23 protein-coding genes and 1 pseudogene are annotated in these 25951 nt (G+C 69.7%); 11 read left to right on the top strand and 13 right to left on the bottom strand.

Annotated elements, in window-relative coordinates; translation table 11 throughout:
* Positions 1 to 454: 454 nt before the first annotated feature.
* Positions 455 to 1294 carry an NAD(P)H-binding protein gene (locus tag ABD385_RS32290; RefSeq protein WP_344582682.1) on the top strand — a complete coding sequence of 280 codons (840 nt, stop codon included), beginning with the start codon at positions 455 to 457 and terminating at the stop codon, positions 1292 to 1294.
* A 24-nt stretch (positions 1295 to 1318) separates the two neighbouring features.
* On the opposite strand, the pseudogene ABD385_RS32285 reads toward ABD385_RS32290, so the two are convergent.
* Both ABD385_RS32285 and ABD385_RS32280 read right to left on the bottom strand, forming a co-directional pair.
* A pseudogene (locus ABD385_RS32285) lies at positions 1319 to 2160 on the bottom strand (IS5 family transposase).
* Between the two features lie 86 nt (positions 2161 to 2246).
* On the bottom strand, positions 2247 to 3320 hold the full coding sequence (locus ABD385_RS32280; protein ID WP_425585526.1) for an enoyl-CoA hydratase/isomerase family protein: 1074 nt from the start codon (positions 3318 to 3320) through the stop codon (positions 2247 to 2249).
* Positions 3321 to 3474: 154 nt separating this feature from the next.
* Between ABD385_RS32280 and ABD385_RS32275 the strand changes: the two genes are divergently transcribed.
* The 3 genes from ABD385_RS32275 to ABD385_RS32265 all read left to right on the top strand — a co-directional run bounded on the left by ABD385_RS32275 (position 3475) and on the right by ABD385_RS32265 (position 5997).
* Positions 3475 to 4074 carry a TetR/AcrR family transcriptional regulator gene (locus ABD385_RS32275; protein ID WP_344582681.1) on the top strand — a complete coding sequence of 200 codons (600 nt, stop codon included), beginning with the start codon at positions 3475 to 3477 and terminating at the stop codon, positions 4072 to 4074.
* A gap of 172 nt (positions 4075 to 4246) precedes the next feature.
* Entirely contained in the window at positions 4247 to 5467 is a 1221-nt protein-coding gene (locus ABD385_RS32270) for an NsdA family TPR-like regulatory protein (protein WP_344582679.1), read from the top strand.
* Positions 5437 to 5997, top strand: a complete 561-nt coding sequence (locus ABD385_RS32265; protein WP_425585525.1) for a GNAT family N-acetyltransferase — start codon at positions 5437 to 5439, stop codon at positions 5995 to 5997. Before ABD385_RS32270 ends, ABD385_RS32265 begins: the two co-directional genes overlap by 31 nt.
* A gap of 345 nt (positions 5998 to 6342) precedes the next feature.
* Here ABD385_RS32265 and ABD385_RS32260 read toward each other — a convergent pair whose 3' ends face one another.
* Positions 6343 to 7092, bottom strand: a complete 750-nt coding sequence (locus ABD385_RS32260) for an AraC family transcriptional regulator (RefSeq protein WP_344582678.1) — start codon at positions 7090 to 7092, stop codon at positions 6343 to 6345.
* 54 nt (positions 7093 to 7146) lie between these two features.
* On the opposite strand from ABD385_RS32260, the gene ABD385_RS32255 reads away from it, so the two are divergent.
* Entirely contained in the window at positions 7147 to 8451 is a 1305-nt protein-coding gene (locus tag ABD385_RS32255) for an MFS transporter (RefSeq protein WP_344582677.1), read from the top strand.
* 153 nt (positions 8452 to 8604) lie between these two features.
* Here the strand turns inward: ABD385_RS32255 and ABD385_RS32250 are convergent, their stop codons facing one another.
* On the bottom strand, positions 8605 to 9234 hold the full coding sequence (locus ABD385_RS32250) for a hypothetical protein (protein ID WP_344582675.1): 630 nt from the start codon (positions 9232 to 9234) through the stop codon (positions 8605 to 8607).
* Positions 9235 to 9321: 87 nt separating this feature from the next.
* The gene (locus ABD385_RS32245) at positions 9322 to 11415 is read right to left on the bottom strand and encodes a WD40 repeat domain-containing protein (protein WP_344582673.1); all 2094 of its coding nucleotides are present in this window, start codon (positions 11413 to 11415) and stop codon (positions 9322 to 9324) included.
* 155 nt (positions 11416 to 11570) lie between these two features.
* On the opposite strand from ABD385_RS32245, the gene ABD385_RS32240 reads away from it, so the two are divergent.
* Together ABD385_RS32240 and ABD385_RS32235 are read left to right on the top strand one after the other, a co-directional pair.
* On the top strand, positions 11571 to 11948 hold the full coding sequence (locus ABD385_RS32240) for a hypothetical protein (RefSeq protein ID WP_344582671.1): 378 nt from the start codon (positions 11571 to 11573) through the stop codon (positions 11946 to 11948).
* Positions 11949 to 12263: 315 nt separating this feature from the next.
* Positions 12264 to 12473 carry a cold-shock protein gene (locus ABD385_RS32235; protein ID WP_344582669.1) on the top strand — a complete coding sequence of 70 codons (210 nt, stop codon included), beginning with the start codon at positions 12264 to 12266 and terminating at the stop codon, positions 12471 to 12473.
* Positions 12474 to 13144: 671 nt separating this feature from the next.
* Here the strand turns inward: ABD385_RS32235 and ABD385_RS32230 are convergent.
* Positions 13145 to 13627, bottom strand: a complete 483-nt coding sequence (locus ABD385_RS32230) for a hypothetical protein (RefSeq protein ID WP_344582667.1) — start codon at positions 13625 to 13627, stop codon at positions 13145 to 13147.
* Positions 13628 to 14072: 445 nt separating this feature from the next.
* Here ABD385_RS32230 and ABD385_RS32225 point away from each other — a divergent pair, with 445 nt between their 5' ends.
* Positions 14073 to 15242 carry an acyltransferase family protein gene (locus ABD385_RS32225; protein ID WP_344582665.1) on the top strand — a complete coding sequence of 390 codons (1170 nt, stop codon included), beginning with the start codon at positions 14073 to 14075 and terminating at the stop codon, positions 15240 to 15242.
* Positions 15243 to 15401: 159 nt separating this feature from the next.
* Here ABD385_RS32225 and ABD385_RS32220 read toward each other — a convergent pair whose 3' ends face one another.
* The 7 genes from ABD385_RS32220 to ABD385_RS32190 form a co-directional block, all read right to left on the bottom strand.
* Entirely contained in the window at positions 15402 to 15944 is a 543-nt protein-coding gene (locus ABD385_RS32220; protein WP_344582663.1) for a P-loop NTPase family protein, read from the bottom strand.
* Between the two features lie 178 nt (positions 15945 to 16122).
* Positions 16123 to 18261, bottom strand: a complete 2139-nt coding sequence (locus ABD385_RS32215) for a xanthine dehydrogenase family protein molybdopterin-binding subunit (protein WP_344582661.1) — start codon at positions 18259 to 18261, stop codon at positions 16123 to 16125.
* Positions 18258 to 19235, bottom strand: a complete 978-nt coding sequence (locus ABD385_RS32210) for an FAD binding domain-containing protein (protein ID WP_344582660.1) — start codon at positions 19233 to 19235, stop codon at positions 18258 to 18260. Before ABD385_RS32210 ends, ABD385_RS32215 begins: the two co-directional genes overlap by 4 nt.
* A gap of 1 nt (position 19236) precedes the next feature.
* Complete coding sequence (locus tag ABD385_RS32205) at positions 19237 to 19854, bottom strand: (2Fe-2S)-binding protein (RefSeq protein WP_425585524.1); 618 nt, start codon at positions 19852 to 19854, stop codon at positions 19237 to 19239.
* A 42-nt stretch (positions 19855 to 19896) separates the two neighbouring features.
* The gene (locus ABD385_RS32200) at positions 19897 to 20415 is read right to left on the bottom strand and encodes an ArsR family transcriptional regulator (RefSeq protein WP_344582657.1); all 519 of its coding nucleotides are present in this window, start codon (positions 20413 to 20415) and stop codon (positions 19897 to 19899) included.
* Between the two features lie 398 nt (positions 20416 to 20813).
* A complete protein-coding gene (locus ABD385_RS32195) occupies positions 20814 to 21254 on the bottom strand; it encodes a cupin domain-containing protein (RefSeq protein WP_344582655.1) in 441 nt (146 codons plus the stop codon).
* 29 nt (positions 21255 to 21283) lie between these two features.
* The gene (locus ABD385_RS32190; RefSeq protein WP_344582653.1) at positions 21284 to 22015 is read right to left on the bottom strand and encodes an SDR family oxidoreductase; all 732 of its coding nucleotides are present in this window, start codon (positions 22013 to 22015) and stop codon (positions 21284 to 21286) included.
* Positions 22016 to 22314: 299 nt separating this feature from the next.
* On the opposite strand from ABD385_RS32190, the gene ABD385_RS32185 reads away from it, so the two are divergent.
* Genes ABD385_RS32185 through ABD385_RS32175 form a run of 3 tightly spaced genes read left to right on the top strand, consistent with a single transcriptional unit; the run spans position 22315 to position 25795 of the window.
* Complete coding sequence (locus tag ABD385_RS32185; RefSeq protein ID WP_344582651.1) at positions 22315 to 23991, top strand: NAD(P)/FAD-dependent oxidoreductase; 1677 nt, start codon at positions 22315 to 22317, stop codon at positions 23989 to 23991.
* Positions 23988 to 25445: an ATP-binding protein gene (locus ABD385_RS32180; protein WP_344582650.1), complete on the top strand. Its 1458-nt coding sequence runs from the start codon at positions 23988 to 23990 to the stop codon at positions 25443 to 25445. The genes ABD385_RS32185 and ABD385_RS32180 overlap by 4 nt, the downstream gene beginning before the upstream one ends.
* Entirely contained in the window at positions 25442 to 25795 is a 354-nt protein-coding gene (locus ABD385_RS32175; RefSeq protein WP_344582649.1) for a UBP-type zinc finger domain-containing protein, read from the top strand. The genes ABD385_RS32180 and ABD385_RS32175 overlap by 4 nt, the downstream gene beginning before the upstream one ends.
* Positions 25796 to 25951 lie beyond the last annotated feature (156 nt).

Raw genomic sequence — 25951 nt, 5'->3', positions numbered from 1 at the left:
CACCCTGAGGCCGCATCGGCACCTCCGGCACCACCCGCTGGAACAACTCCCACAACTCATCCGGCACCAGCCGCTCCACGATCGAAACCACGACCAGCACCCTACCGAACCAAATGAGACGACGTCTTAGAAGTCGCGCAGATAGGGGGCGGGTGGGGCCAGCCGGCAGATGGGACAGGCGCGGAGTCCGTGATCATGGAGTTGCAACACTCTGTGATCACCGGGGGGACGTGCGCCTGCGCTGCCATCATGGCTGGCCGAACCGCTATGAAACTCGGCCCGGGCGCAGAAGACCGCAGATCCCGACCACCTGACTGTTCCTGAACGAAACCCGTGTTCATGGTCCGCCGACAGTGCTCACGGATTCGCAGATCTCAGACGCACCCGGGCCCCGGAGTCACTATGGCATCCCGGCGTTGACCTCAACCAAGGTTCAGGTCCTAGCGTTCTGATCATGACTCAGCGCCACGTACTGCTGTTCCCGGACGCCCTCGGAAGCGAGCTGGCACAGCACATCCTCAGTTTCCTTCCCGACTCCGTCGAGCCGGTCACCGGCGAGGTGACCGACCCGGACGGGCTGGCAGCCCGCCTGAACGAGTTCGGCGGCGTGCGGGCCGCATTCCTGTCCTGGCCCTACGACCGTGCGGCCGGTCGCTTCACCGCTCCCCAGAACGTGCCGGCCGTCGTGGAGGCCCTGGCCGAGCACTCCGGGCGGATTGTGCTCAGCTCGTCGCACGGCCTGCGTGAGGGCGCCCCCGTCACCACCTACAACGCCCCCCATGCGGACTTCCACCGCGCACTGGAGGACCGGGTGCGCGGCTCGGGGGTGCCCTGGACGATCCTGCGCCCGTGCATGCCAGCTCATATGACGCTGCGCTGGGCCGAGGCGATTCACTCCGAAGGTGTCGTACGCGGCCCGTATGCCAAGGCTGCCCGGCCACTGATCGACGACCGCGACGTCGCCGAGGCCGTCGTCCGTACGCTCCTGGACGACGGCCATGACGGGGCCTCGTACTTCCTGACGGGCTCCGAGCCGCTGACGCACGAGCAGCGAGCGGAGACGATCGGCGCGGTGATCGGCCGCCGGGTGCGCTACGAGGAGACGCCGCTGGAGGAGGCCCGGCGGATGATGCTCCGCACATGGCCGCGCGAGCTGGCTGACGCCGTGCTCGCCAACATGGCCTTGCAGGTCATCGAGCCCGAGCTTCCATCGTCGGACTTCGAACACATCACGGGATACCCGCCCCGTCCGTTCCGCGCCTGGGTGGCGGACCACGCCGACGCATTCCGCTAAGAGGTCACTCAGCTAGGTGGTCAGTCATGGCCGGCGGCGGGGGCGTGTGTCCCAGCGGTGGGTGGTCCAGGCTCGGCGGATGAGATTGCGCACGGCGATGATCGTGTCGGTGAGGTCGAAGAATGCGTGGACAACGGGGGCGCGCCGCTCGTAGCAGCGGGCGAGCCGGTGGAAGGCGTTCTGCCATGCATGGGTGCGTTCGACGTGCCAGCGCTGACTGGCCTGGATGGGCGCCTTCTCGCCTTTGTGCGCGATGCGGCCGTGCAGGCCGCGTTCGTCGAGCATCGTGCGAGTCTTGTTCGAGTCGTAGCCGGCGTCCAGGTGGACGATGATCTCGTCGAGCAACGGACCCAGGTCGTCCAGGCGGTCCAGGGTCGGGGCGAGCAGCGGGGAGTCATGGCAGTTGGCGCCGGCCAGAACACGACCCAGTGGAATGCCGTATCCGTCCGTCATGCTCGAGCGTTTCAGGCCCTGTTTGCCGCGGTCTACCGGGGAACGCCCGGCCGCCTCACCGCCTCCTGGAGCTTTGGTGATGGAGCCGTCTACGGCGATCTGGTCGAGGACGAGACCGACGATCCGGTCTAGGCGTCGAGCGCGATCTGCTTGAGTCGGGCGAAGACGCCCAGTCGTATCCATTCGTCGTGGCGGCTGCGGATCGTGGTGGCCGAGCAGGTTGTGTCGGCGATCGCCTCGTAAGAACAGCCGAAGCGCAGCAGTTGCAGCATCTTGTCGAAGACAATCCGCTCGCTGATGCGTCGGCGGTGGCAGCCAAGTGGATGGTCCGGGTGGTATTCCGGCCGCTCAGGCAGCAGGACCGCGAATTGGTCCCAGAGCGGCTCGGTCAGCCATGATGGAAGTGCAGGCACGGGTCTCCTCGGTGGTCACAGAGCGTCAGCAACTCCATGATCAAAGGGACCTGTGCCCGCTCGGCTACCTACCTTCCCAACCGCGCCTATCCGCGCGGCCGAACAGCGTTGTCAAGCGTACGGCTACTTGTGCCATCCACTGCCCTGCCCGCCGTTTCCGGCGCTTCAGCCGGTCGTGTTCCCGACAGGCCCGGCGAACCAGGGTGGTCGACCTGACCACTCGACAACGCGCGTGCCGGCAATGGCTGAGGAACTCTTCCCACGGAGCCTCTGCGCACGGATGGCGAGAGCTTGGGCACTGAGATGCTGTTGGCGATGCGCTCGTGGTCCCGCTCGCCCTCGCGGGTCTGAATACCAGCGGCGAGCAGCTTGTGGGCGAGCTCGGTGACCTCATCGCCGAACGCCGCGAACAGGCCCTCGTTCTCAACGGCGTACGCCGCACGCGGAATCGGCTGCGCGACCGCGTCGACCGCAGCCTTCGTGATGGAGATCACCTCCGGCCGGAGGCCGGCGATCCGCCGGGCGAGGGTGTCGACGAAGGAATCGAGTTCTGCGGCGGGCAGGGCACGGTTGATCAGGCCGTACCGTTCCGCGAGCTCCGCGCCCACGAGTTCGGCGCCGAGGATGAGCTCCAGCGCGCGGGCCCTTCCTGCCAGGCGCGTCATATTCACCGTGCCGCCGCCTCCGGGGAGGATCCCCATCAAGGACTCCGGCTGCCCCTGCCCCGACTTGCCGATCGCCGCGAATCGCATGTCGAGGTACATGAAGAACTCGTTGCCCGCGCCGCGCGCGAAGCCCGCCAGCTTGCCGATGGTGACCTGCGGCAGCGAGCGGACCTCCTCACTCATCGCCTGGAGGATGTTCAGGCCTTCCGGGACGGTCGAGCCCGGCGCGGCCGCGATCGCAGCGCGAGTGGCTGCCGGCAGCGCGTCAGGGTCGGTGAGGTAGGCCATGTCACCGTGCGCAATGAAGAACTCCGGGTCGGCGCTCTCGAAGACGATGACGCGGACGTCGGCGTCGTCCCGCACGCGCGCGACGAATGCCCGGAGTGACGGCAGGAGGACCCCGTCCATCAGATTGAGCGGCGGGTGATCGATTGTCACCGTCGCGACCCCGTCCGAGACGTCGATCGTCAGGGCGGGAAGGTCTTCGTAGCTCATGAGGTGGCTCCATATCGCGGTAAGGGACGGTCCGTGACCGGGCCGCCGGCTGGGGACACTGTCGCGAATCTCAGCATCGCGACTGATACTGAGTGTCAGATTAGAAACCTGTACCCGAAGAAGCAAACGAGTGTGTCGGAGTACACTCGTCTCCATGAGCGCAGCACCAGTCGGTACCCGTGAGATCAGCCGCCACGCGGTGCGAGCAGAGCTAGCCCGCGTCGCGTTCAACCGGTTCTGCCTCACCGGCTTCAACCAGGTCACCTTCGCCGACCTCTCCGAAGCCGCCGGAGTGTCGCGGAGCACCTTCCTGCGCTACTTCGGCACCAAGGAAGACGTGGTCCTGTTCGTCTTCGACCCTGTCGGTGGCGTCATCACTGACGCGCTCGATGCCGAGCGGGCCAACCAGGACGACTGGAGCAGGCTGCGCAACGCCCTGGAGTCAGCCGTGAGGTTCCTCGTGCGCGACGTTCAGGAACTCGTGACGATCCTCGGCCTCATCGAACAGACCCCAGCCCTGTGCGCACGTCTCCGCGAGAAGCAGGCTGAATGGCGACCAGAGATCGTCGCCCGACTGCAGAAGACAACCTCCTCGACCGACGGGTCATCGGTCATCGCCAACGTTCGCGTAGCGGCGGCGCTCGAAATCTTGTGGATCGCCCTCGGGCAATGGAGTGCGAGCGACGGCCAAGAGGACCTCGGCAAACTGCTGGATGCTGCGTTCGCCGCCTTCTCGACCCCCGCATGCCAGTAGACGGACGCTCCGTTGTAATGGGCCGAGGCGGCGGCTTCCTCGGCGGTGCCGAAGCGGCCGAAAGAAGTGGTCGACCCGGCGGAGGCGATCGCATCGTCGGAGTCCGGCCCCGGCCGCGAGTGCAGGAGTGGGGTGTCGATCCGGCCGAAGCGGACGGTGTCCACGCGCAGCCGTGCGGGGCCGCCGAGGCCCCTACGGCACCTATCTGCGCGACCTCTTAAATACGGCCATCGAGAACTTCACCGGCCGCCCAGGACGCTTCGACGGTCGCACGGTTCGGGATTGGAGGTCGGGGCGCGTCAGGTGGCCGAACGCGGCCACCCGGGCAGCCCTGGAGGACGTCACCGGCCTGGAAGCCGAGGCCCTGGGGTTCGTGCGCCGCACACGGACCGCTGCGGCCGCCATCCCCGCAGCACCTTCGGAGGACGACGTGATCCGTCGTAGATTCCTTGCCGGCGCGACCGGCGCCGCCCTCGCCGCCGCCACGCCGCCCCAGCGGGTCGGCTTCACCGACGTGCAACGCCTCCGCAGCAAGCTCGACGGCCTGATCGCCGACGACGACCGCGACGACGGCACCCCCGACATGGAGCGCCGGGCCGGCGGCCTGACCGACTACGCCCTACAGCTCCAGCAGAACGGCAGTGCCAGCCCGCGGGTGCAGTCCCAGCTCTACGCCGTCGCCGCATCGTTCGCCGACATGGCCATGTGGGCAGCCGTGGACGACCACCGGCCCAACGACGCCCAACGGCACCTGAACCGCGCCCTCACCCTCGCCGGACTCGCCAACGACCCCGAGGTGCAGTTCCGCGTCTGGCGCCACGCCGCAGGGCTCTACGCCCAGACGGGACTTCAGGTCGATGCGCTGGCCGCGCTGGAGAAGGCGCGCTCGTTCTCCATCGTGCGCCGGGACCCGCTGCACGCCTCCCTCGGTCACGCGATGACGGCCCTTCAGCTGGCCACGATGGGCCGAACCCGTGAGGTGGACCGCTCCTTGCACCACGCCCGGGAATCCCTGGAACGCGCCGTGCCGGATGCTCCGCGCAGCCCCTTCATGGCCTTCTACGACCGCGCCGAGCTGGCAGGGCTGCCCCAGTCCGTCTTCCTCACCATCGGACGCTACGAGGACGCCGAAGCCTCCGGCTACCGGTCCCTCGCCCTCCTACGGCCCGAACTGGTGCGCAACCGCGCTCTCGCCCTGGCCGATCTCGCCAAGGCACAGTTCCACCAGGGCGAAGTGGACCAAGCCGTCGCGACCGCGTGCACCATCCCGCTACGCGGCCGCAGCGGGCGCGTCGTCGGCCGCCTGAAAACCTTCACACAGCAGTTGGATCGCCTCGCCCCCGGAGCGGCGGCGACCCGGCAATGGAAAGACCACCTCTCGGAGGCTTCGTGAGCATCGACCTACGCCACTTCACCACCCACGACGCCGGCACCATCCGCACGATGCTGCTGGACGTACACGACGACTGCTACGCCGATCAGCAACTCGAACCCTTCCACGAGCGCGAGCGCTTCGGCTGGTTCGTGGACAACTGGTCCGCCCACCCGGACTTCGCCTGCGTCGTCGCATACGACGGCGGTGAGCCCGTCGGCTTCGCCTACGGCGCCCCGGCCGCGGAGGGACAGGAGTGGTGGCGGAAGTCCCTCGACCCAGCACCGGACCATTCGCAGACCTTCGCCCTGTCGGAACTGATGGTCAGGCCGAGGTGGCGCAAGACGGGCGCCTCCGAGCTGCTGCACACCGAACTCGTCGAACAACGACCAGAGGCCATGGCCGTGCTCCTGGTGGACTCCACACACCCCAAGGTCCAACGGCTGTACGAGTCGTGGCACTACAAGAAGGTGGGCGAACACCAGCCGTTCCCGGACTCCCCCACGTACGCGGTAATGCTGCGCGACCTGCACACCCCGGTCACTTCCTGATCTCCCTGTCCCGAGGAGAGCAGGCATTCCTCCCAGAGCCTTCTGGCCGAGCTGCGTTGTCTGAGCTCGCAGCGCGGGCCTGCCGTCCCAACCGGCCAGCCGCTCAGGAGGTCGGGTGAGCGGCGGCAAGGGCGAAGGCCCTCGTGAACCCGGCCACGAGGGCGTCGTCGATTCGGTATCGCCGCGTCTGACCATCACGCTGGAGCAGCGGGTCCGGGCGGCGGGGCCTGCGCCCCTTCCGGTACCCGGACGCCGTCGAAGATGCCGAGGACGACGACTGCATCCCACCTCCTCGCGCCGTCTGGCGGGCCGACCCGTCCATCCGCGAGCCGGACGGCTCGTCGGTCAGCCGGTCGGATGGGAGCCCGGTGTGTAGCCGAAGGTGCGTCGGAAGACGTCGATGAACGCGCTCGCCGACGACCAGCCGCACCGGTGTGCCACCGCGGTCACCGGTTCCCTCTCGGTCAGCAGGACCAGCGCGCACTGAAGCCGCAACTGGGTGCGCCACTGAGGGAACGTCATGCCGAGGTCGCTGCGGAACAGCCGGGACAGGGTGCGGTCGCTCGTGCCGACCTGGCGGCCCAGCTGGGCGAGAGTGCGGGAGTCGGCCGGATCGGCCAGCAGGATCTCGCACACCGCACGCAGCAGGGGCGTGGTCGGCAGGGGCAGGTGCAGCGGTTCACGGGAGGAGGCCCGCAACTGGTCGAGCAGGACCGCGCGCAGCCGGGTCCGTTCCGGGCTGTCGTCGTCGGGGGTGTGGGTGTGGGTGTAGGCAATGATCAGTTCGCGCAGCAGCGGGCCGACAGCCAGCACGGTCGGTGCGTCGAGACCGAGCGGGTTGCCGGTCGCGGGCAGGCCCACCAGATGCAGTTCGAGTTCGCCGTGGGCCTGGTGGGCATGGACGACGCCGGCGGGCACCCAGATGGCGCGGGTGCCCGGGGCGACCCAGGCGCCCGCACTGGTCGTGACCGCCAGAACTCCCCTGCCCGCGTAGACGATCTGGTGGTCGTCGTGCCGGTGGGCGTCGATCGCGCCGCCGTGTGCGAGCCGCTGGGTGCGGGTCGGGGCAATCGGCTCATGGCGGATTTTCGTCATCATCGGGCAGTTTATCGGAAGCGCGACGCGAGGATGATTCCGGAGCATGGCGGGGTGCAGAGAAACACATCAATCGCTCTTCTGTCCGTCGGGCACGCCTGCGTCGACATCTACCAAGGCGCCGTGGCGGCCCTGGTGCCGTTCTTCATCGCCGAACGCGACTACAGCTACGCGGTCGCCTCGGGCATCGTGCTGGCCGCCTCCTTGCTTTCCTCGGTGGCGCAGCCCGTGTTCGGCGCACTCACCGACCGTTGGGCCATGCCCTGGCTGCTGCCCCTCAGCACCCTGCTGGGCGGCGTCGGCATCGCGCTGAGCGGCCTTGGCGGCTCGTACGCGCTCACGCTCGTGTTCGTCGCGATATCGGGGGTCGGCGTGGCCGCCTACCACCCAGGAGCCGCCCGCGCCGCCCGCATCGCAAGCCAGGGCAGCCACCGGGCGATGGGCTGGTTCTCCACCGGCGGCAACATCGGCTTCGCACTGGCCCCGCTCATGGTCACCACGGTGGTGGCCCCCGCAGGACTGCGTTGGACACCACTGTTGGTACTACCCGCCCTCGCCGGCACCGCGATGTGCCTGCCCGTGGTGCGCGCCCTGCACCAGAAGCAGACCGCAGGACCCGTCACGGCGGTGCCGACCGGAAGCGACGACATCGCCTCCTTCGTGAGGCTGTCGCTGGCCGTGGTCTTCCGGTCGATCGCGTTCGTCGGTCTGAGCGCCTTCCTCTCGCTGTACGTCCGCCAGCGCCTGGGCAGCAGCACAGCCGCGGGCACCGCGGCCCTGACCGTGCTCTACTGCGGCAGTGCGGTCGGCTCGGTGCTGGGCGGAAACCTGGCGAGCCGCTGGGACCGGGTGACGATCTCGCGCCGGTCGTACCTGATCACGGCCGCGGCGCTCGCGGGCGTGGTGTGGGTGCCCGGCCCTGCCGTGTACCTGTTCGTGGCCCTGACCTCGGCCAGCCTTTACGTGCCCTTCTCGTTGACGGTCACGCTCGGCCAGGACTACCTGCCTTCACGGGTCGGCACCGCCAGCGGGATCACCCTCGGTCTGGCCGTCAGCGTCGGCGGCCTGGCCAGCCCCGTCATCGGCAGCCTCGCCGACGCCACGTCCCTGCAGACCGCGCTGGCGCCGCTCGTCCTGATGCCCCTGCTGAGCTGGCTGTTCCTGCGCAACCTGTCCGAACCCACCGCGCCGCACCCCGCGCCCGCGCCGCAACCGCAGGCCGACGACACGGACGTCACACCCGCGCCCGCCGAGCAGACCGGTCACCACCAACCGACGCGGGGTGGCGCCATCGGGGCCTGCGCTCGCCAACCGGGCGACCTGGGTACCCCGCCTGAGATACCCAGGTGCTCCGAATAGGGGACGCGGTGTCAGCCCCTTCTCCACGGTCCGCTTCTCCACGGTCCGCTTCTCTACGGCCGCTTCTCTACGGCCCGCGCCATGAGCGAAGCCGAACTGCTGCCGCTGTGCGACGCACAGACCACCCTGCCCCCGACGAGCACGGGCGCTTCGTCACCACCAGAACTCGCCCCGACGGACGCGGTCCTTGTAGTACCGCTCCCGCTCCTCCAGAACCCGGTCCACCGCCTCGCGTGTCGGGTTGCCCACGGGCTCGTCCCGAGCGGACTCTGTCTGCGGCGACGGGTATCGGGCCCTGAATGCCTGCTCCCTGCGATCCCGTTCCGCGGAGGCCCGCTGCCTCTCCAGGGCAGTCTGCGCCGCGCGCCACTTGTCGATCGGCCACCACAACTTGGTCACGTCGGCCGGTAGCGTCGCGTCGAGGCCCAGAGCGGCCCAGCGCTTGCTGTGTCTGCGGGCCTTGCGCGTGCGCTGCTCGTCCTTGAGCCGGTCCAGGACCAGGTAGTCGGCCCGCTCAGTCCACACGTCCATGCGCCGCCAGTCATGCCGGTGGAGCCCCATGACGCGCTCGCCGTGTGCCAAGTCCCGCAGCCTGTCGAGAACGTGTGCCGCGAGACGTGCCATCTCGTTCTGGGAGGGTGGCTCTTCGTCCTGCTCGGTGACCAGTCGTTGGAGGATCCTGCCGGGCAGGACGGGGCCACCAGGCATCGACTCCAGGGCGGCCAGGACGGCCGACGCGCCTGGCCACTCGCCGCCCGTGTCCTCCCGCTCAGGTGTCGTCAACCGTCCGCGCCCCCTTCGCTCATCTCGCCACGTTCTCCATGGCACCACACAACTGAGCCCGGGGCGAGGGCGTTTGCCGCCCGGCCGTCAGCCTTCGACGGCCAGGCCGAGCATCCCACCGTACGTGGCGACGTAGAGCCGCTCCCGTGATGCGGCGAGCGCGGTCACCGGCGCGTGCACGGGAATCTCCGCCACGCACGCGAACGAATCCACGTCCCACAACCGCACCGTACGGTCCTTGCTGCCGCTGGCCAGCAGAGTGCGATCGCCGACCGGCAGCAGGCACAGGGCTTCGGCCCACTCCCGGTGGCCCCGCAGCGTCCGCACGAGCACGTCGCTCTCGGGGTCCAGGAGCCCCACCGTGCCGTCGTGCCCGGCGCTCGCCAGCAAGGTCCGCCCTTCGACCGGCACGGCACACAGCGCGTTGACCCGGCCGTGGGTGGTGCGCAGTTCACGGGGGCGGGAGTGGGTCGCGACGTCCCACAGTCGGATCGTGGAATTCTGGCCGGCGCAGGCCAGCAGGGTGCGGTCCGGCAGCGGGAGCGCACACATCGCATCGAGGCGTCCCGCGTGCTCGCCGACGGTCCGCACGTGCTCACCGCTGTCCGGGTCCCACAGCCGTACGTACGTGACCGGGCGTGATGCCAGTAGCTCCCAGGTGGTCGCCCCGCTGGACTGCTCCCCGCAGGTCGCCAGCAGGTACCGTCCGTCCTCCCGCACGGTGCACGCCGCGGTGAACTCACCGGTGGCCGGCCTCCCTTCGGCGGTGAGAGGGTGGGTGCCCGCCCCGGGCCGATCGGGGTCAGCGGGATCCCAGTAGTAGCCGATGAGGCGGACCTCCTCGCCCGCGACGGGGTCGTGGAGGCGGATCGTGCGGTTGTGGCTCGCGGCCGCGAGGAGGGTGCGGCCCGCGACGGGCAGCGCACATACCCCGCCCACCCAATTGCCGTTGAACTTCCCGTCCTTGCAGTCGATCACGTCCGTACGCGTACCGTTCTCGGCGTCCCACAGGCGCACCGCCCCGTTGTGACTCCCGCTCGCCACCAGCATCCGGTCGCCCGCCGGAACAGTGCACAGCGTGTCGCTCAGCTCACGCAGTCCCGGGTCCGGACCCGGCCGCGCGGCCGGGTCCCACAGGCGCACCGTCCCGTCGAACTTGCCGCCCCCGCTGACGAGCAGCGGCCCCTCGGGCCGGGGCAGTGCGCACACTCCGCCCCAGACCGGACCGCTGTGCCCCTGCAAGGTGCGCAGGAGCTCACCGCTCTCCGCGTCCCACAGTCGCAGGTCGTCGTTGCCGCCGCCGACGGTGGCCACCAGCGCCCGTCCGGCCGTCTGCACGGCGCACACCCCGAAGCTCTGACCGGCGCAGTCCAACTTGTGCAGCAGCTCGCCGGTGGCGGCGTCCCACAGCCGGACCTTGCGGTCCGCCGCACCGCTGGCCACCACGGTGCGTTCCGCCAACCGGAACGCACACAGGGAGTACACCGGCCCCGTGTGGCCCACCGGTTCGACGTAGACGTAGTCGGAGCGGTACCGCACGCAGGTCGTCCCCCGGTTGCGATCGGGCTCGCCGCTGAACTGCCGGATCAGCCCACCGGTGGCCACGTCCCACAGACGTACCGTCCCGTCGTCCCCGCCGGTGGCGAGGACGCCCCGACCGTCGAGCTCGAACGCGCACAGCCCGCGCCGCGGGTGGGTGCCGTCGTATGGTTCGGTGCCGGCGTCGACGACCAGGTGCAAACGGCCCGTCGCGAGATCCCACAGTCGGACCGTACCGTCGTCCCCGCCACTCGCCACAAGCTCGCGGCCGCCGAACGGCACCGCGCACAGCCCGTGGACCAGTCGACCTTCATGTCCGGGCAGGGTGCGCACCGGCGCGCCGGTGCGGGGGTCCCGCAGCTGCACGGTCGCCTCCGCGCCGCCGCTCGCGAGGAAGGTCTCGCCGCCGACGGACACGGCACACAGCGCGAAGACCGCGGACCGCTCCTCTCCGAGAACGAGAAGCTGCTCGCCGGTGAGCGGATCCCAGACCTGGATCCGGCCGTCGCTCGACGCGGCGGCCACCCGCATCCCCTCGGCCGACGGCAGCGCGCACACCGCCCCCACCGCCTCCGCCCCGCTGTCGAACACGGCCACCGCGTCGCGACGCGGACCCGCCTCCCAGAGCTTCCGGTACGACATCAACGCTCCCTTCACGATCTCGCACGGGCGAGGCTACCCTGACCGGATTCGACCCTGTTCGGCATCAACGCCCCGGAGGTCAGGCCGTGTTGGGACCTTTGGGACGGGCATGCCGCGAGTGGCGCCGCCGCCGGGCCTGGCACCGGTACGTGGACATGGTGGAGCCGGTCCTGCTGACCGGCGCGCGCCGCGCCCTCATACCCGGCCTCTACGAGGCACAGTCGTCCCCCACGGGCCGCGGATTCGTCTCGGTCCGCAGCGTCATCGACGAGGTCCGCACCTACGTGAGGATGGCGGTCATCCGTGAGGCCTTCGATGAGGCGAACGGCCCGGACCGCAGGTTGGAGGCCACTACGGGCCGGGGGCCTGACGACCTCGACACCCTCCCTGCCTGGATGGCCGCGGCCGCACTGCGGCACGTCCTCGATAGGCGCGCGCAGCGCAACGCTGCACTGCCGATCGACTCGGACGCCTACGACCCCGACTACGAGCGGCCTGCCACCGCCTACCCCTCCCGCGCCTTCCGTTCGTGAGACGCACCGGCGCCCGTCGATGTCCACGACACCCGCGGCATACGCGGCGACCCGTGCGAACCCCCCGTCCAGATCCGGCATCGGCCCGTCCTACGGCACCGACGCGCTCGCCAGCAACGACTCCAGCTGCAGATGCCGCACCGGCGCCGGGTGGCGTGGCAGTCCCCTTCCCTGTCAAGTCGATGTGTTCAGATCTGAGTCCCTCGCCTGGGTTCGGGAAGGCGAGGGTGGGGGCAATGATCAAGGGCTGGGATCGAGCTGAGGCTTCAGTCGGTGTGGGTTTCATGCCGTGGGTTGGATGAGGGATAGGCAGCAATGGCGACAGGCACTGTGAAGTGGTTCAACGCTGATAAGGGCTTCGGGTTCATCGCGCAGGACGACGGTGGTCCGGACGTATTCGTCCACTTCTCCGCGGTCCAGAGCGCGGGCTTCAAGGAACTTCACGACAACGATCGCGTTGAATACGACCTCACGCAGGGCGCCAAGGGGCCGCAGGCGGAGAACGTCGTTGTCCTTGAGCAGTAGAAGGCATTTTCCTCAGGGCTAGGAAGCCTCGTTCACGACCTGTGGCGGCCCGGCGGGGCGGTCAGGCCCCGGCCCCGGCACACCGACGGTCAGCTGCGGCGGGCAGCATCCAGGCTCGCTGCGGGTGGCGGGCCGGCAGGGTGGGTTTGGAGCTCGGTGCGCCGTGCAGGTGGTCCAGGACGGCACGGCAGGTCGTCGGCGAGGTCTGCGTAGATGCGCCACACCAGCGCCAGCAGGTCGAACAGCGTCTGGTCGGCGAACAGCGCAGCAGCCTCGGTCAGTCGGCCGGCCGCGGGGGGGCGGGCAGAAGGCGACGCGGCGCGAGGGCGGCCAGCGCCGCCGGGGCCAGGCCCGCCAGGAGCGCGCCGGGGTGGCGAGGTAGAACGCGCCGAGCTCCGGGCGGGCGAGGGCGGCGGCCAGGTCCCGAGGGGCGCCGGCGGCCCAAACCGGCGAGGTGGCCTCGACGAGGTGGTGCAGTACGTTGGCGTGGTCGTCGGCACCCTCGTCGTGGGAGGCGGCAGCACGGTGGTGTGTTTGAGGAGCATCCGGCGGTCGGCGACTCGGCGGCCGGGCGACCCAGCCGGCTGAAGCTGGCGCACCACGGCCAGCAGCGGGGCGAAGCAGGCCAACAGCGGCTCGGGCAGTACCGAGGGCCAGTCCCCCACCTGCAATCAGGACGCGAGCGGCTCCACGGTGCCGTCGAGCCGGCCGGCCTCGGCGCCGGCGGGCAGGACCTGGCCGATCTCGGCCCGGGGCCGAGCGTCGCCCGCCCGCAGTCGGAGCGCCCGGGCGACCAGCCGGGCGACCTCCGCGGGCGTTCGGTCGGCTGGCTGGTTGGCTGGCTGGCTGGCTGGCTGGCTGGCTGGCCAACAGCCGTACCGCAACTTCGACCGCCTGGTCCCACACTGCCCCACCGCGCCCGCGGCATCGGCGGTGGCGGCGTCCGTACCCACGGTGCCGGCGGCGAGCGAGTACGCGACCAAGCGCGAGGCGAGCAGACGGACGTGCAACTGCGGCTCCGCCTTTACGATCCGCGGCCACGTCCGCACCCGCTCGGCGAGCGGTAGGCCGGCCTCGGCATCCGCCGCGGCCAAGTCGAGGACCTCGCGGGCCAGCAGCGGCCCAGGAGCGTCACGGGATGGCGGCGCGCCCACCGGGCCTGTCCCTCTGCTGCTCCCACTGCCTTCATGGTCGTCATCCAGCTCGCCTGGTGGATCCTCGCAGTCGGCGGCCTCGCAGTCGTCCTGCTCGGCACGCTGATCACCGGCGCGCCAAGCCGCCGGCCGGGGTGGCAACCCCCGTACGCGGCCGCCGGGACAGCGCCCCTGGTGAAGTCGCGGCCGCCAGTTGCAGGCCGACCGGGAGCAGCACCGGCCCCGCATTCGACGCCCTGGTAACCGTCGCCAGGGCCGGCGCGGGCGTTGCTGACAGCTATTCCGGGGCCTCAGATTCCGACGCGCCGCTGGGGGCGTTGCAGAGTAACGTCGAGGCGTACTCAGGCACTGGACAGAGATGCTGGTCTTTTGTGCCTGGTCGGGCTGCCTCTCTGAGGTCCCACACTTATCCAGGCGGGGGGATTTCGTACCTCTGAGGAGCCTCGTGCAGACTTCCCCCGCGCCGTTCGCTCGGCTTCCTTCGCTCACCGGTCTGCGGTTCGTTGCGGCTCTGGGGGTGTTCATATGCCACGCCGCGCTGTTGACGGCCAGGGACAAGGGTGGCTGGCCACCGCCTGTCCTCTTCCTCTTGGGGGCGTTGGGGGTCTCGCTCTTCTTCGTGCTCAGCGGCTTCGTACTGACCCTCTCGGCCCGGCCCACAGACACGGCTCGATCCTTCTGGCGGCGACGGATCGCGAAGATCTACCCCAACCACCTCGTCGTATGGGCAGTGCTCATATTCCTCTTTCGATGGGCGGGAATGCCCCGGGGGGATAATGGATTGCCACATCCCGCGCCCTCGTGGCCGGGTGACCTGGCCGGTGCTCTGCTCATCAACACCATGATTCCGCTGCCGAAGTTCCTCTTCGCCGGCAACCCCGTTACCTGGTCGTTGACCTGCGAGCTGGTCTTCTATCTGCTGTTCCCACTGTTGATCCCCATGGTGGCTCGGATCCGTCCACAACGGCTCCCCCTCGCAGCCATCATCGCCGTGGCGGCCATATGGGTGATCCCCACGGTCTCCCTGGGACTGAACGGGCAACTGCTACCCCACGGCTTCATGGACGGCAGGCTCACCGTGCCCCAGTTCGGGCTCGTATACGCGTTTGCGCCAGGCCGACTGCCTGAATTCATCTTGGGGATGATCCTCGCCCGGATGCACGCGAACGGGTGCACCGTGCGATTCGGCGTCGTCCCCTCAGTCGTCCTGTTGGCCGTCTGCCTGACGACAGGCATCGCGGTGCTCCCCGCGCCCTTCTTCTTCAGCGCGATCACGATCATCCCGGTGGCACTGATCGTACGGGCCGTGGCTTCGCTGGACGCACGCGGCGCAAGATCCCTGCTCCGCACGCCGGCCATGGTGCTTCTCGGCAACATTTCCTACGCCTTCTACCTGGTCCACGCAGCGATGTTGGCCGTCCTTCTCCACTACTGCAGTGGGTGGGGGAAGGTGAGCTCCGCGGGCGTCGCCTTCCTCGCCGCCCTAGCGGCATCCTGGCTGCTCTACGTACTCGTCGAGCGCCCGTTCTCCCGTCGTTTGACCAGCACAAACCATCAACCCGGCAGCCGACGTAGCCACATGACACAGCCACCCGCTGCCGCAATGCGCGAGTGAGACACGAGCCGCCGCGGACCGTTCACCGCGCCGCGAGGGCCGGCGGCTGCGCACTTCACAACCGGCAGGCATGGGTGCAACAACGGTGATGAGGACGGTCGCCTCCTAACGGACCGCGAGGCGGGCCGCCTTCGCCTTGGTACCGATTCGTGAGCGCCGTCAGCGGTCGATGGGGAGCACTCCGTCCAGGCCGCTCTCGCGCAGGATCTGCTGGACCGTGTCGTCCAGGGTGCTGGCGGCGTCGATGACGGTCTCCAGGGTGTCGGGCAGGAGGTCCTTCTCCCGGTACCAGTCGCGCAGGTGGTCCTCGGTGACGTGCTTGAGGTACTCGGCATCGGGTTTCGTCGCGTGCCGGAGCAGCGTCTGGGTGTAGGGCACGTGGAGGTAGTAGCAGCGTGAGACGCCACGGTGGGCGCGTACCAGGTCCTGGAGCATCGTGCCGTAGCGGTCGGCGTACAGGATGCCCTCGACGACGACGTGGAAGCCGTTGTCCAGGGCGTAGCGGGCGGTGAGGTCGATCAGGCCGATGTTCACAGCCCCGGGCCGGTCGCGTTCGCGCAGCACGATCCGGCGCAGGTTGTCCTGGCCGACGATCGCGAGGTTGCGGCCGAACTTCTCGCGCAGGCCGGCCGCGACGGACGACTTCCCCGAGGCACTGTTGCCGCGGACCACGATCAGGCGCGTGTCTTCGTTTCCCACCACACCCGGCACGGTAACGGCGGCCGCTGACAGGACCTGCTCGCCTGGCTGCGGAGGATGTGGGGAACTACGTTCAGCCGCATCCGGGTGTCGTGGAAGTGCGCCCAGTTCATGACCGGGCGGAAGCGCTGATGTGTCTGCAGTCGTTCCGCTCCGGGCATTGCCCGGGACGGTGGCCGGCCTACAAGAGCTTGTCCAAGGTGATCGGCAGGTCCCGTACCCGGACTCCGGTGGCGTTGTGGACGGCGTTGCCGATCGCGGCGGGTACGCCGACAATCACCAGTTCGCCGAGGCCCTTCACGCCGATCGGGGTGGCGGCTGGATCGCTGCCGGGGAGGAAGTCGACGTCCAGGTCCGGTACGTCGGCGTGCACCGGGACCAGGTAGTCGGCCATGTTGGCGTTCACGATGCGGCCGTCGCGGCGGTCGCGTGTGGTGTTCTCCAGCAGCGCCATGCCGATTCCCGCCACCATGCCGCTGAACGCCTGGCTCCTGGCCAGCTTCGGGTTGACCACCCGGCCGACGTCGTAGACCGCGCGCATCCGCCGGACCCGCACCAGGCCGAGGGCCACGTCAACGGAGACTTCGGCGAACACCGCGCCGAAGGCGTACGAGGAGAACCTGCTCTCGTCGGCGGGCGTCCAGTTCTGTGTGCTGTCCACGCCGTCGCGGCCGTGCCGGCGCAGCACGTCCGCGTAGCGTTCGGATCCGTGGCCGGGGGCGGACAGTACTCCGTTGTGGACGGCGACCTTGGCCGGGTCGGCGCCGTGGAGCGGCGAGGCGGGGTCGACCACGGCCATCCGCACCACCCCGTCCCGCACCATGGAGCAGGCGGTGAACACGGCGGACCCCACGCTCGCCAACGTCTTGGAACCGGAGTGCATCGGCGCGGTCGGCAGTCTCGAATCGCCGAGGTGGAACCGTACGCGGGAGACCGGCAGGCCCAACGTGTCCGCGGCGATCTGGCTCATCGACGTGTAGGTGCCGGGCCCCATGTCACCGGTGGCGCTGGCCACCGCGGCGGTGCCGTCGGCGTTGATCCGTGCCACCGCGCTCGCCGACGTCCGGTTGTTGTGGTGGGCAGCGCCAGCCATGCCCATCCCGATCAGCAGGTCGCCCTCGCGACGCATCCGTGGCGGGCGGCGCCGCGACCAGCCGAATGCCTGTGCACCGGCCCGCAGGCATTCGGCGAATCGTCGGTCGGTGAACGGCACGCCGGTGACCTGGTTGTGGTCCGCGGCGTTGCGCAGCCTGAACTCGACGGGATCGATGTCGAGTTGGTCGGCGACCTCGTCCACGGTGGTCTCCAGCGCGAAGGCACCGGTGACGGTCCCCGGCCCGCGCATGAACGTCGCGGCGGACACGTCGAGCGGGACCAGCCGGTACGCGGAACGCACGTTGGCGCTCGTGTACAGCATTTTCGGCAGTTCGGTGGTGTCGTCGCTGTATGCCTCGTAGCGCGCGGTCTCGGTCCTGGTCTCATGGACGATGCCGGTGATCCGGCCGTCCTCGCCTGCGGCCATCGTGAGCCGCTGCCAGCTGGCGGGCCGGTATCCGACCCCGGTGTACATCTGCTTGCGGGTGAGCACCAGCTTCACCGGCCGTTGGACGCGGCGCGCGGCATGTGCGGCGAGGATCTGGTGCGGCCACGTCCGTCCGGCGCTGCCGAAGGCGCCGCCGACGAACGGGCAGATGACCCGCACGGCGGAGACCGGCACGTTCAGCGCCGCGGCGATGTTGCGAGCGTTTCCTTGGACCCACTGGGTCTTGTCCCAGAGCGTGAGTGTGCCGCCGGACCAGTGGGCCACGGTCGAGGGCAGCTCCATCGGGTTGTGGTTCTCCCGGGCGATCGTGAACGTGTTGTCCACGACGACCGGCCCGGCCTGCAGCGCGGCATCGGCGTCGCCTCGCGTGTAGTCGGGTGTCTGCGCATCGGGGACCGGCGCAGCTTTCGGGTCGGTCATCGACGTCACCGCGGGCCTCGCCGTGGCGCGCACGGTCACCAACGAGGCGGCGTGTTGGGCCTGTTGCAGGGTCTCGGCCAGTACGACGGCGACGGGCTGTCCGAAGAAGCTGATCTCACCGACCGGATAGGGCAGAGTGACGCCGCCGAAGTCGGTGAGCACGTCTACGACGCCAGGCAGGGACCGGGCCCGGTCGGTACCGATCCCGGTGACCGTCGCCCGGCTGACCGTGCTGGTCACCAGCACGGCATGGAGCAGACCGGACAGGTTGTGGTCGGCTGCGTAGTCGGCCCCACCGGTGACCTTCAACCGGCCGTCCACCCGGGACATCGGAGCACCGGTGGCTGCCCCGCTCATGCCACACCGCCGATCGCCGTGAGCTGGCGCTCCACCGTGCGTGTGAGTAGTTCGACCTTGAACGCGTTCCCGGACAACGGCTTCGCGCCGTCAGCGGCGCGAGCCGAGCCCTCCGCCCACAGGCGGGTGCCGGGTGCCTTGCCGACCAGTGCACGCTCCACTTCGGGCAGCCGCCACGGCACGGTCGCGACGCCACCGACCGCGACCCTGGCGTCCCGGACCACACCGGAACGGATGTCCAGCGCGACGGCCGCGGACACGAGCGCAAACTCGTAGGACTGCCGGTCGCGCACCTTGAGGTACCCCGAGCGGGCCGTGTGCGCGCCGGCCGGCACCTCGATGCCGACGATCAACTCTCCCGGCCGCAAGTCGTGTTCGACGTCGGGAGTGGAGCCGGGTAGCCGGATGAACCGGCTGACCGGGACGCTGCGGTCGCCGCTCGGCGAGCGCAGCAGCACCACCGCGTCGAGTGCGACGAGTGCGACCGCGAGGTCCGAGGGATGCGTGGCGACGCACCGGGTGCTGGTGCCGAGCACGGCGTGGCCACGGTTCTCCCCGCCGATCGCCGCGCAACCGGTGCCCGGCGCACGCCGGTTGCACCTCGCGGTGACGTCGCGGAAGTAGAGGCAACGGGGCCGTTGCATGAGGTTGCCGCCGATGGTCGCCATGTTCCGCAGTTGCGGTGAGGCGCTGAGGTTCAGGGCCTGGCTGATCACCGGAAATCGCGTGATCACCGTGGGATGCGCCGCCAGTTCGGCCATCCTCGCCAGCGCACCGATCCTCAGCCCCGACGGTGAGGCCGCGATGTCCCGGTACGGCAGCGCTGTGATGTCCACGACCTCAGTGGGCCGCTCGACCGTCTCCCGCATCAGATCGACCAGGGTCGTGCCACCGGCGACATAGCGGCCGCCCCGGGCACCGGCTGCCAGCGCGGCACGCTCCGTGCGCGCCTTGGTGAAGGTGAACGGGTACACCTCAGGCCCCCTTTGCGGCCTGCTCGATCGCGGCGACCACGTTCGGATACGCACCGCACCGGCAGATGTTGCCGCTCATCCATTCCCGGATCTCGTCGCCGGAGCCGGTGTGCCCCTCACGGATGCAGCCCACACCGGACATGATCTGCCCGGAGGTGCAGTAGCCGCACTGGAACGCGTCGGTGTCGATGAACGCCTGCTGGAGCGGGTGCAGGGCCGCACCGTCCGCCAGGCCCTCGATGGTGGTCAGTTCGGCGCCGTCGTGCATCATCGCCAGCGTCAGGCAGGCATTGATCCGGCGGCCGTCCAGCAGCACCGTGCACGCACCGCACGCGCCTTGGTCGCACCCTTTCCGGGTGCCGGTCAGCTGCAGCTCCTCGCGCAGCATGTCCAGCAAGGATGTTCGACTGTCCAGCTCGACGGTGCGGCGGGTGCCGTTCACGTTCAGCGAGACCGTACGCGCATCCGTGGCGGTGGGCTCCGTCGCGTCGGCGGGATCGCCGATGGCCACCAGCCCGGCTGCCGACGTCACCGCCCCTACGGCGCCTACAAACCGTCGACGGGTCAACGTCGGCAACTCGCCTGTATCGATGGCAGCTTCCGCAGTGTCTTCGACCATGTGAGCCAGGCTGCCAGCGGAGGGGTTGACGCGTCAATCCCCCTATTCGGTGGACGCCGCTCGCTGTGTGCGGATACGTCGTGCCAGCTCGACGACGACTTCCCGCTCGTCCTCGGTGACCTCGGACAGGAAGAACCGCCGGACCGCCCGAGCGTGCAGCACCGCGGCCGTTTCCATGGTCCGCACGGCGGCGTCGGTCGCGTTCACGATGAGCTGGCCGTCGGCCTCGTACGCGAGCTCGACCAGACCGCGGGTCTTCATGCGCTTGAGATGGTGCGACAGCCGGCTCGGCGACCACTCAAGCTTGGCAGCCAGCGCCTTGAGGCCGGCCAACCGGTACTCGGGCGCGGCCTGCAGCCTGGTCAGGACCAGGAAGTCGGCCTGGCCCAACCCGGTTTCCGGCGTCAACGTCCCGCTCACCAAGGCACGCAGGTCGTCTGCCATGGACAGGGCCGCTGACCACGCGGCCCGCTCACGGTCGGACAGGGGCTCGGCGGAGAATTCACTGGTCATCTGTCCGACGCTACCGCGCAGATCGCGAACCCACTCCGCGGTGATCACGATCTCGGCATGCCCCGCGGTCGACGAAGCGTGACCGCAGTGCGGGGACTGCCGCGTCTGACTCTCCGGCGGTTCGACCAGCATCGACGGCTATGCGGGATTGCGGTCGTGGTCCAACAGGCCCGCGAGGGCCGCCACGAGCTCGTCGAGGTCTCCGGTGCAGACGATCGCTACTTCGTCATCGGCGGGTGGAGACGGCACACGGGCGCGAGCGGGCGCAGTGAAGCGGGTGATGACCCCGGCGGACCTGAGTGACTTCGGCAGGTTGCCGTTGCGTCATGGGTTTTGTGGCGCGCAGGTGGACCGAGCAGCTTTCTCGAACTGCCTGGGACGTAGGTGGCTCCTGCCGTGGGCATCGAAGGCCGCACGACGACTTCGTGGCCGGGCTGCAGTCTCGTTCAGGCCCTTGGGACTCGCAGGTGTTGACGTCGGGCCAACTCCTCGTCGTCGACCAGGGTGAGCATGGGCTGACCGGGCGCACACAACATGGTGACGAGGAATCGGCTCCGGGAGTCCGTCCGGTTGTTGCCGTCCTGGTAGTGGATGACGTCGCCACCCGGCTCCCAGAACGTCTCCCCCGCCCTGATCACCCGCTCGGGCTCGCCTTCCAGCTCGAAGAGCATCTCCCCCTCCAGCACGTAGCCGAAGGCGGGTCCCGAGTGCCGGTGGGGCGGGGTGCCGGGATCGCCGGGAGGGAATTCGACGAGAACCGTCATCGCCTCTGCCCCCTCCGGAACGCACGGCGGTTTCGCCGACTGCAGCACGGTGAGCGCCGTCTTCCACGCCTCGGAGCGCGGCCGGCTCCCGGCGCCGCCCGCCGTCGGTTCGTCGTTCGCCATGGAGGGCCTCCTGCGGTAGGCGGGCTGGGTCAGGAGAGCCAGTCCGCGTAGTGCGTGGGGGCGATCCGGGCGTCGCCCTTGGTGGTGAGAACGTCGCCGCTGACGGCGGCGAACATCCCGGCGGTGCCGTCGGTGACGACGCTGCGACCGTCGGGACGGGCGGTCAGGGTGATCCGTCCGAGGTCGTCGAGGGGGAAGACGTCGGGCCCGCCGACGTTGAGCGTGCCGTTCAGGGGGGTACCCGCGGCGACTTCGGCGACGGCGTCGGAGACGTCCTGGGCGGCGATCGGCTGGATCGGAGTGGTGGGCAGACGGACCACGTCCCCCTCGGTGGTCCACGACAGGACCGCGGCGACGAACTCCATGAACTGGGTGGCGCGCACGATCGAGTACGGGACCGGCCCGGCCTTGAGGACGTCCTCCTGGAGGGCCTTGGCCCGGTAGTAGGCGAGGTCGGGTACTCCGTCCGTGCCGACGATCGAGAGGATGACGGCGTGCCCGACCCCGCCCTTCTGGCCGGCGGTCAACACGTTCTCCATCGAGGTCTGGAAGAAGGCGAGGGAGGCGTCGTCGAACGTCGGGGAATTCGTCAGGTTGACGATGACGTCGGCGCCGGCCACCGCCTCCTGCACGCCCTGTCCCGTGATCACGTCGACGCCCGTGGACATGGAGTGCGGCACGGCCTGATGCCCTGCCGCGTTCAGCTTCTTCACGACCTGCGATCCGATCAGGCCCGTACCGCCGATCACCGCGAACTTCATCGGTCACCCTCCGCCTCGTACCGCTGGGGTCATGACCCCAGCCTGCGACGGCACGGTGCCCGGCGCACGCGGGGCCGTGCCCGGCCAGCCGGCACCGCGTGGCGTGCCCGTCCTGCTGAGCTCTGAGGCGGCGCACCCGGTAGTGCTGCGGCTCGGCAGCGATCTGCGACCGCCGGGTCACCTGGGCCGCACGGGCCGTAGCAGCCGAAGCGGGCCGACTCGATCGAACATACGATGGTCGGGAGCGGGCTGGGGCAGCTCGTCGTGCCGGCCGTCGGGTGCACGCAGGGCGGAGGACTATGGCACAGGCCACCGACGCAACGCGGACCGTCATCCTGACGGTGGACGACGACCCGGGGGTCTCCCGCGCCATCGCCCGCGACCTGCGGCGCCACTACGGCGGTGGCTACCGGATCGTACGCGCCGAGTCCGGCGAATCCGCGCTGGAGGCGCTGCGCGAACTGAAGCTGCGCGGCGGCCTGGTGGCCGTGATCCTCGCCGACTACCGGATGCCGCAGATGAACGGCATCGAGTTCCTCGAAGAGGCCCTCGGTGTGTACCCGGGGGCGCGGCGCGTGCTGCTGACCGCCTACGCCGACACCGACGCCGCCATCGACGCGATCAACGTCGTCGACCTCGACCACTATCTCCTCAAGCCTTGGGACCCGCCCGAGGAGAAGCTCTACCCGGTCCTGGACGATCTCCTCACGGCCTGGCGGTCCAGCGACTACCGTCCGGTACCCGCCACCAAGGTGGTCGGGCACCGCTGGTCCGCCGCCTCCTCGCGAGCGCGCGAGTTCCTGGCCCGCAACCAGGTGCCGTACCGCTGGTACTCCTCCGACGAACCGGAGGGACAGCGGCTGCTGGCCGCGGCCGGGGTCGACGGCCGGCGGCTCCCCCTGGTGATCACGCCGGACGGCACCGCGCTGATCGAGCCGGAGTCGACCGAACTGGCCGCCCACGTGGGGCTCGCGACCACGCCGACCGCCGCGTTCTACGACCTCGTCATCATCGGCGGCGGCCCGGCCGGACTCGGCTCGGCGGTGTATGGGGCCTCCGAGGGGCTGCGGACCGTACTGGTCGAGCGGTCGGCGACCGGCGGACAGGCCGGCCAGAGTTCCCGCATCGAGAACTACCTCGGCTTCCCGGACGGCGTGTCCGGTGCGCAGCTGACCGATCGTGCCCGCCGCCAGGCGAGCCGCTTCGGTGCCGAGATCCTCACCGCTCGCGAGGTCACGGGGCTGGAGGTGCACGGTCCGGCGCGCGTCGTGCGTTTCTCCGACGGCTCAGCGGTCGCCTCGCACAGCGTCATCCTGGCGACCGGTGTGTCGTACCGGCAGCTGGGGGCGCCGGGGTGCGACGAGCTGACCGGCTGCGGGGTGTACTACGGATCGTCCCTCACCGAGGCGTCGTCCTGCGAGGGCGAGGACGTGTACGTCGTCGGCGGCGCGAATTCCGCCGGGCAGGCAGCGGTTTTCCTGGCGCGCGGCGCGAAGTCGGTGACCATGCTGGTGCGCGGGGAGTCCCTGACGGCGTCGATGTCGTACTACCTGATCCAGCAGATCGACGAGGCCCCGAACGTCACCGTGCGGCCCCGGACCGTCGTCCAGGAGGCGCACGGCAAGGAGCACCTGGAACGGCTGACCCTGCGGGATACCGCGACCGGCGCCACCGAAGTCGTCGATGCCCAGTGGATGTTCGTCTTCATCGGTGCCGCCCCGCTGACCGACTGGCTCGGCGGAACTGTGCTGCGCGACGAGAACGGATTCATCCTCGCCGGACCGGACTTGACGCCGGACGGGCGCCCCCCTGCCGAATGGGCACTGGACCGGCCGCCCTACCACCTGGAGACCAGCATCCCGGGTGTGTTCGTGGCGGGCGACGCACGCGCCCGGTCCGCGAAGCGCGTCGCATCCGCCGTAGGAGAAGGAGCCATGGCCGTGATGCTCGTCCACCGCTTCCTGGAGCAGTCATGAGCGCACGGGGCATGGCCTGCGACCCGCACGAGATCGGCTCGCTGTTCCTCTTCGAGAAGCTCTCCCCGGAGCAGCTCGGACGACTGTGCGCCGAGGGACGCATGGAGCGGTTCGAACCCGGCCCGGTGTACGCCGAGGGCGACCCGGCGACCTGCTTCTACGCGATGGTCGAGGGAACCGTCGTACTGTCCCGCCGGGTCGGCGGCGACGATGTGGAGGTCAGCCGGACCTCGCAGCGCGGCGTGTACGCGGGGGCCATGCAGGCGTACCTGGGAGACCAGGTTCCGCAGACGTACATCAACTCCATGCGGGTGACCGAACCCAGCCGGTTCTTCGTGCTGCCCGCACAGTCGTTCGCGGACGTCATGCGGGAGTGGTTCCCGATGCCGACGCACCTGTTGGAGGGGCTGTTCTTCGGCTCCAAGAACACCCAGCGCGCCATCGGCCAGCGCGAACGCCTGCTGGCGCTCGGCTCGTTGTCCGCCGGGCTCACCCACGAGCTCAACAATCCGGCCGCGGCCGCCGTCCGCGCCACCGCGGCGCTGCGCGAGCGGGTGGGCCGGATGCGGAACAAACTGGCGGTCATCGCCCAGGGCCCCTACTCCCGAGAGGCCCTCGCCCAGCTCATCGAGATCCAGGAGCGCACCGCCGAACGCGTTGCCAAGGCACCGGCGCTGGCCCCTCTGGAGGCGTCCGACCGGGAGGACGAGCTCGCCGACTGGCTGGCGGATCACGGCATCCCGGAGAGCTGGCGCCTCGCACCGACCTTCGTCCAGGCCGGGCTGGACACGGACTGGCTGGACCAGGTCGCGGCGACCGTGGGCGAAGACATCCTGCCGGGGGCGATCGGCTGGCTCAACTACACGGTCGAGACCGAGCTGTTGATGGACGAGATCGACGATTCCACCACCCGCATCTCCCACCTGGTGGACGCGGCCAAGCAGTACGCACAGCTCGACCGCGCCCCCCATCGGGACGTCGACGTCCACGAACTCCTCGACAGCACGCTGCTGATGCTGTCCGGCAAGATCGGCCCTCGGGTGACGGTGGTCAAGGACTACGACCGTTCCCTCCCCGAAGTGCCCGCCTACCCTGCTGAACTCAACCAGGTGTGGACCAACCTCATCGACAACGCGGTGGCCGCCATCGGCAGCACGGGCCACGACGGCACCCTGACGGTCCGCACGGCCAGGGAGGGCGCCCGACTCCTCGTGGAGTTCCGCGACACCGGCCCCGGCGTCCCCGAGGACATCCGCAGCCGCATCTTCGACCCCTTCTTCACCACCAAGTCCGTCGGGGAGGGCACCGGCCTCGGCCTCGACATCTGCTGGCGGATCGTCGTCAACAGGCACCACGGCAGCCTCCAGGTCGAGTCCGCACCGGGCGACACGCGATTCCAGGTGCTGCTGCCGCTGACCTCCCCCGAAACCACGACCACCGAGGAGTCCGCATGACCGACATCGACGGCATCGCGCCGAGCGTCCCGCCCGGCAGTACCGGCTGCGCGGACTGCGACGCAGTGGGGGGCTGGTGGTTCCACCTCCGGCGCTGCGCCCAGTGCGGCCACATCGGCTGCTGCGACTCGTCACCGGCCCAGCACGCCACCGCCCACTGGAAGTCCACTCGGCACTCCGTGGTGCAGAGCTTCGAGCCGGGTGAGGAGTGGTACTGGAACTACGCCACCGACGTCCTGTACGAGTCCGGACCCGAACTGGCTCCGCCCACCAGCCACCCGGCGGTCCAACCGACCCCGGGACCGGCCGACCGCGTCCCGCAGAACTGGCAGGACCTGCTTCACCCCTGAGAACCGGCGACGGGTGAATGAAATGAACGCATATGCGCCCATCTATGGCATGAACAAGGGCGCAGGCTCGACTGGTCACCTCTACTCGTCACCCAACAACCCGACGCAGCGCAGCACTCTCCAACCAACTGTGCCCGTCATCATGCGTCACTCGGA

Origin of the sequence: Streptomyces lunalinharesii (assembly GCF_039532155.1) — a bacterium.
GTDB classification, from domain to species: domain Bacteria; phylum Actinomycetota; class Actinomycetes; order Streptomycetales; family Streptomycetaceae; genus Streptomyces; species Streptomyces lunalinharesii.
This window is presented reverse-complemented; position numbering and strand designations above follow the sequence as displayed.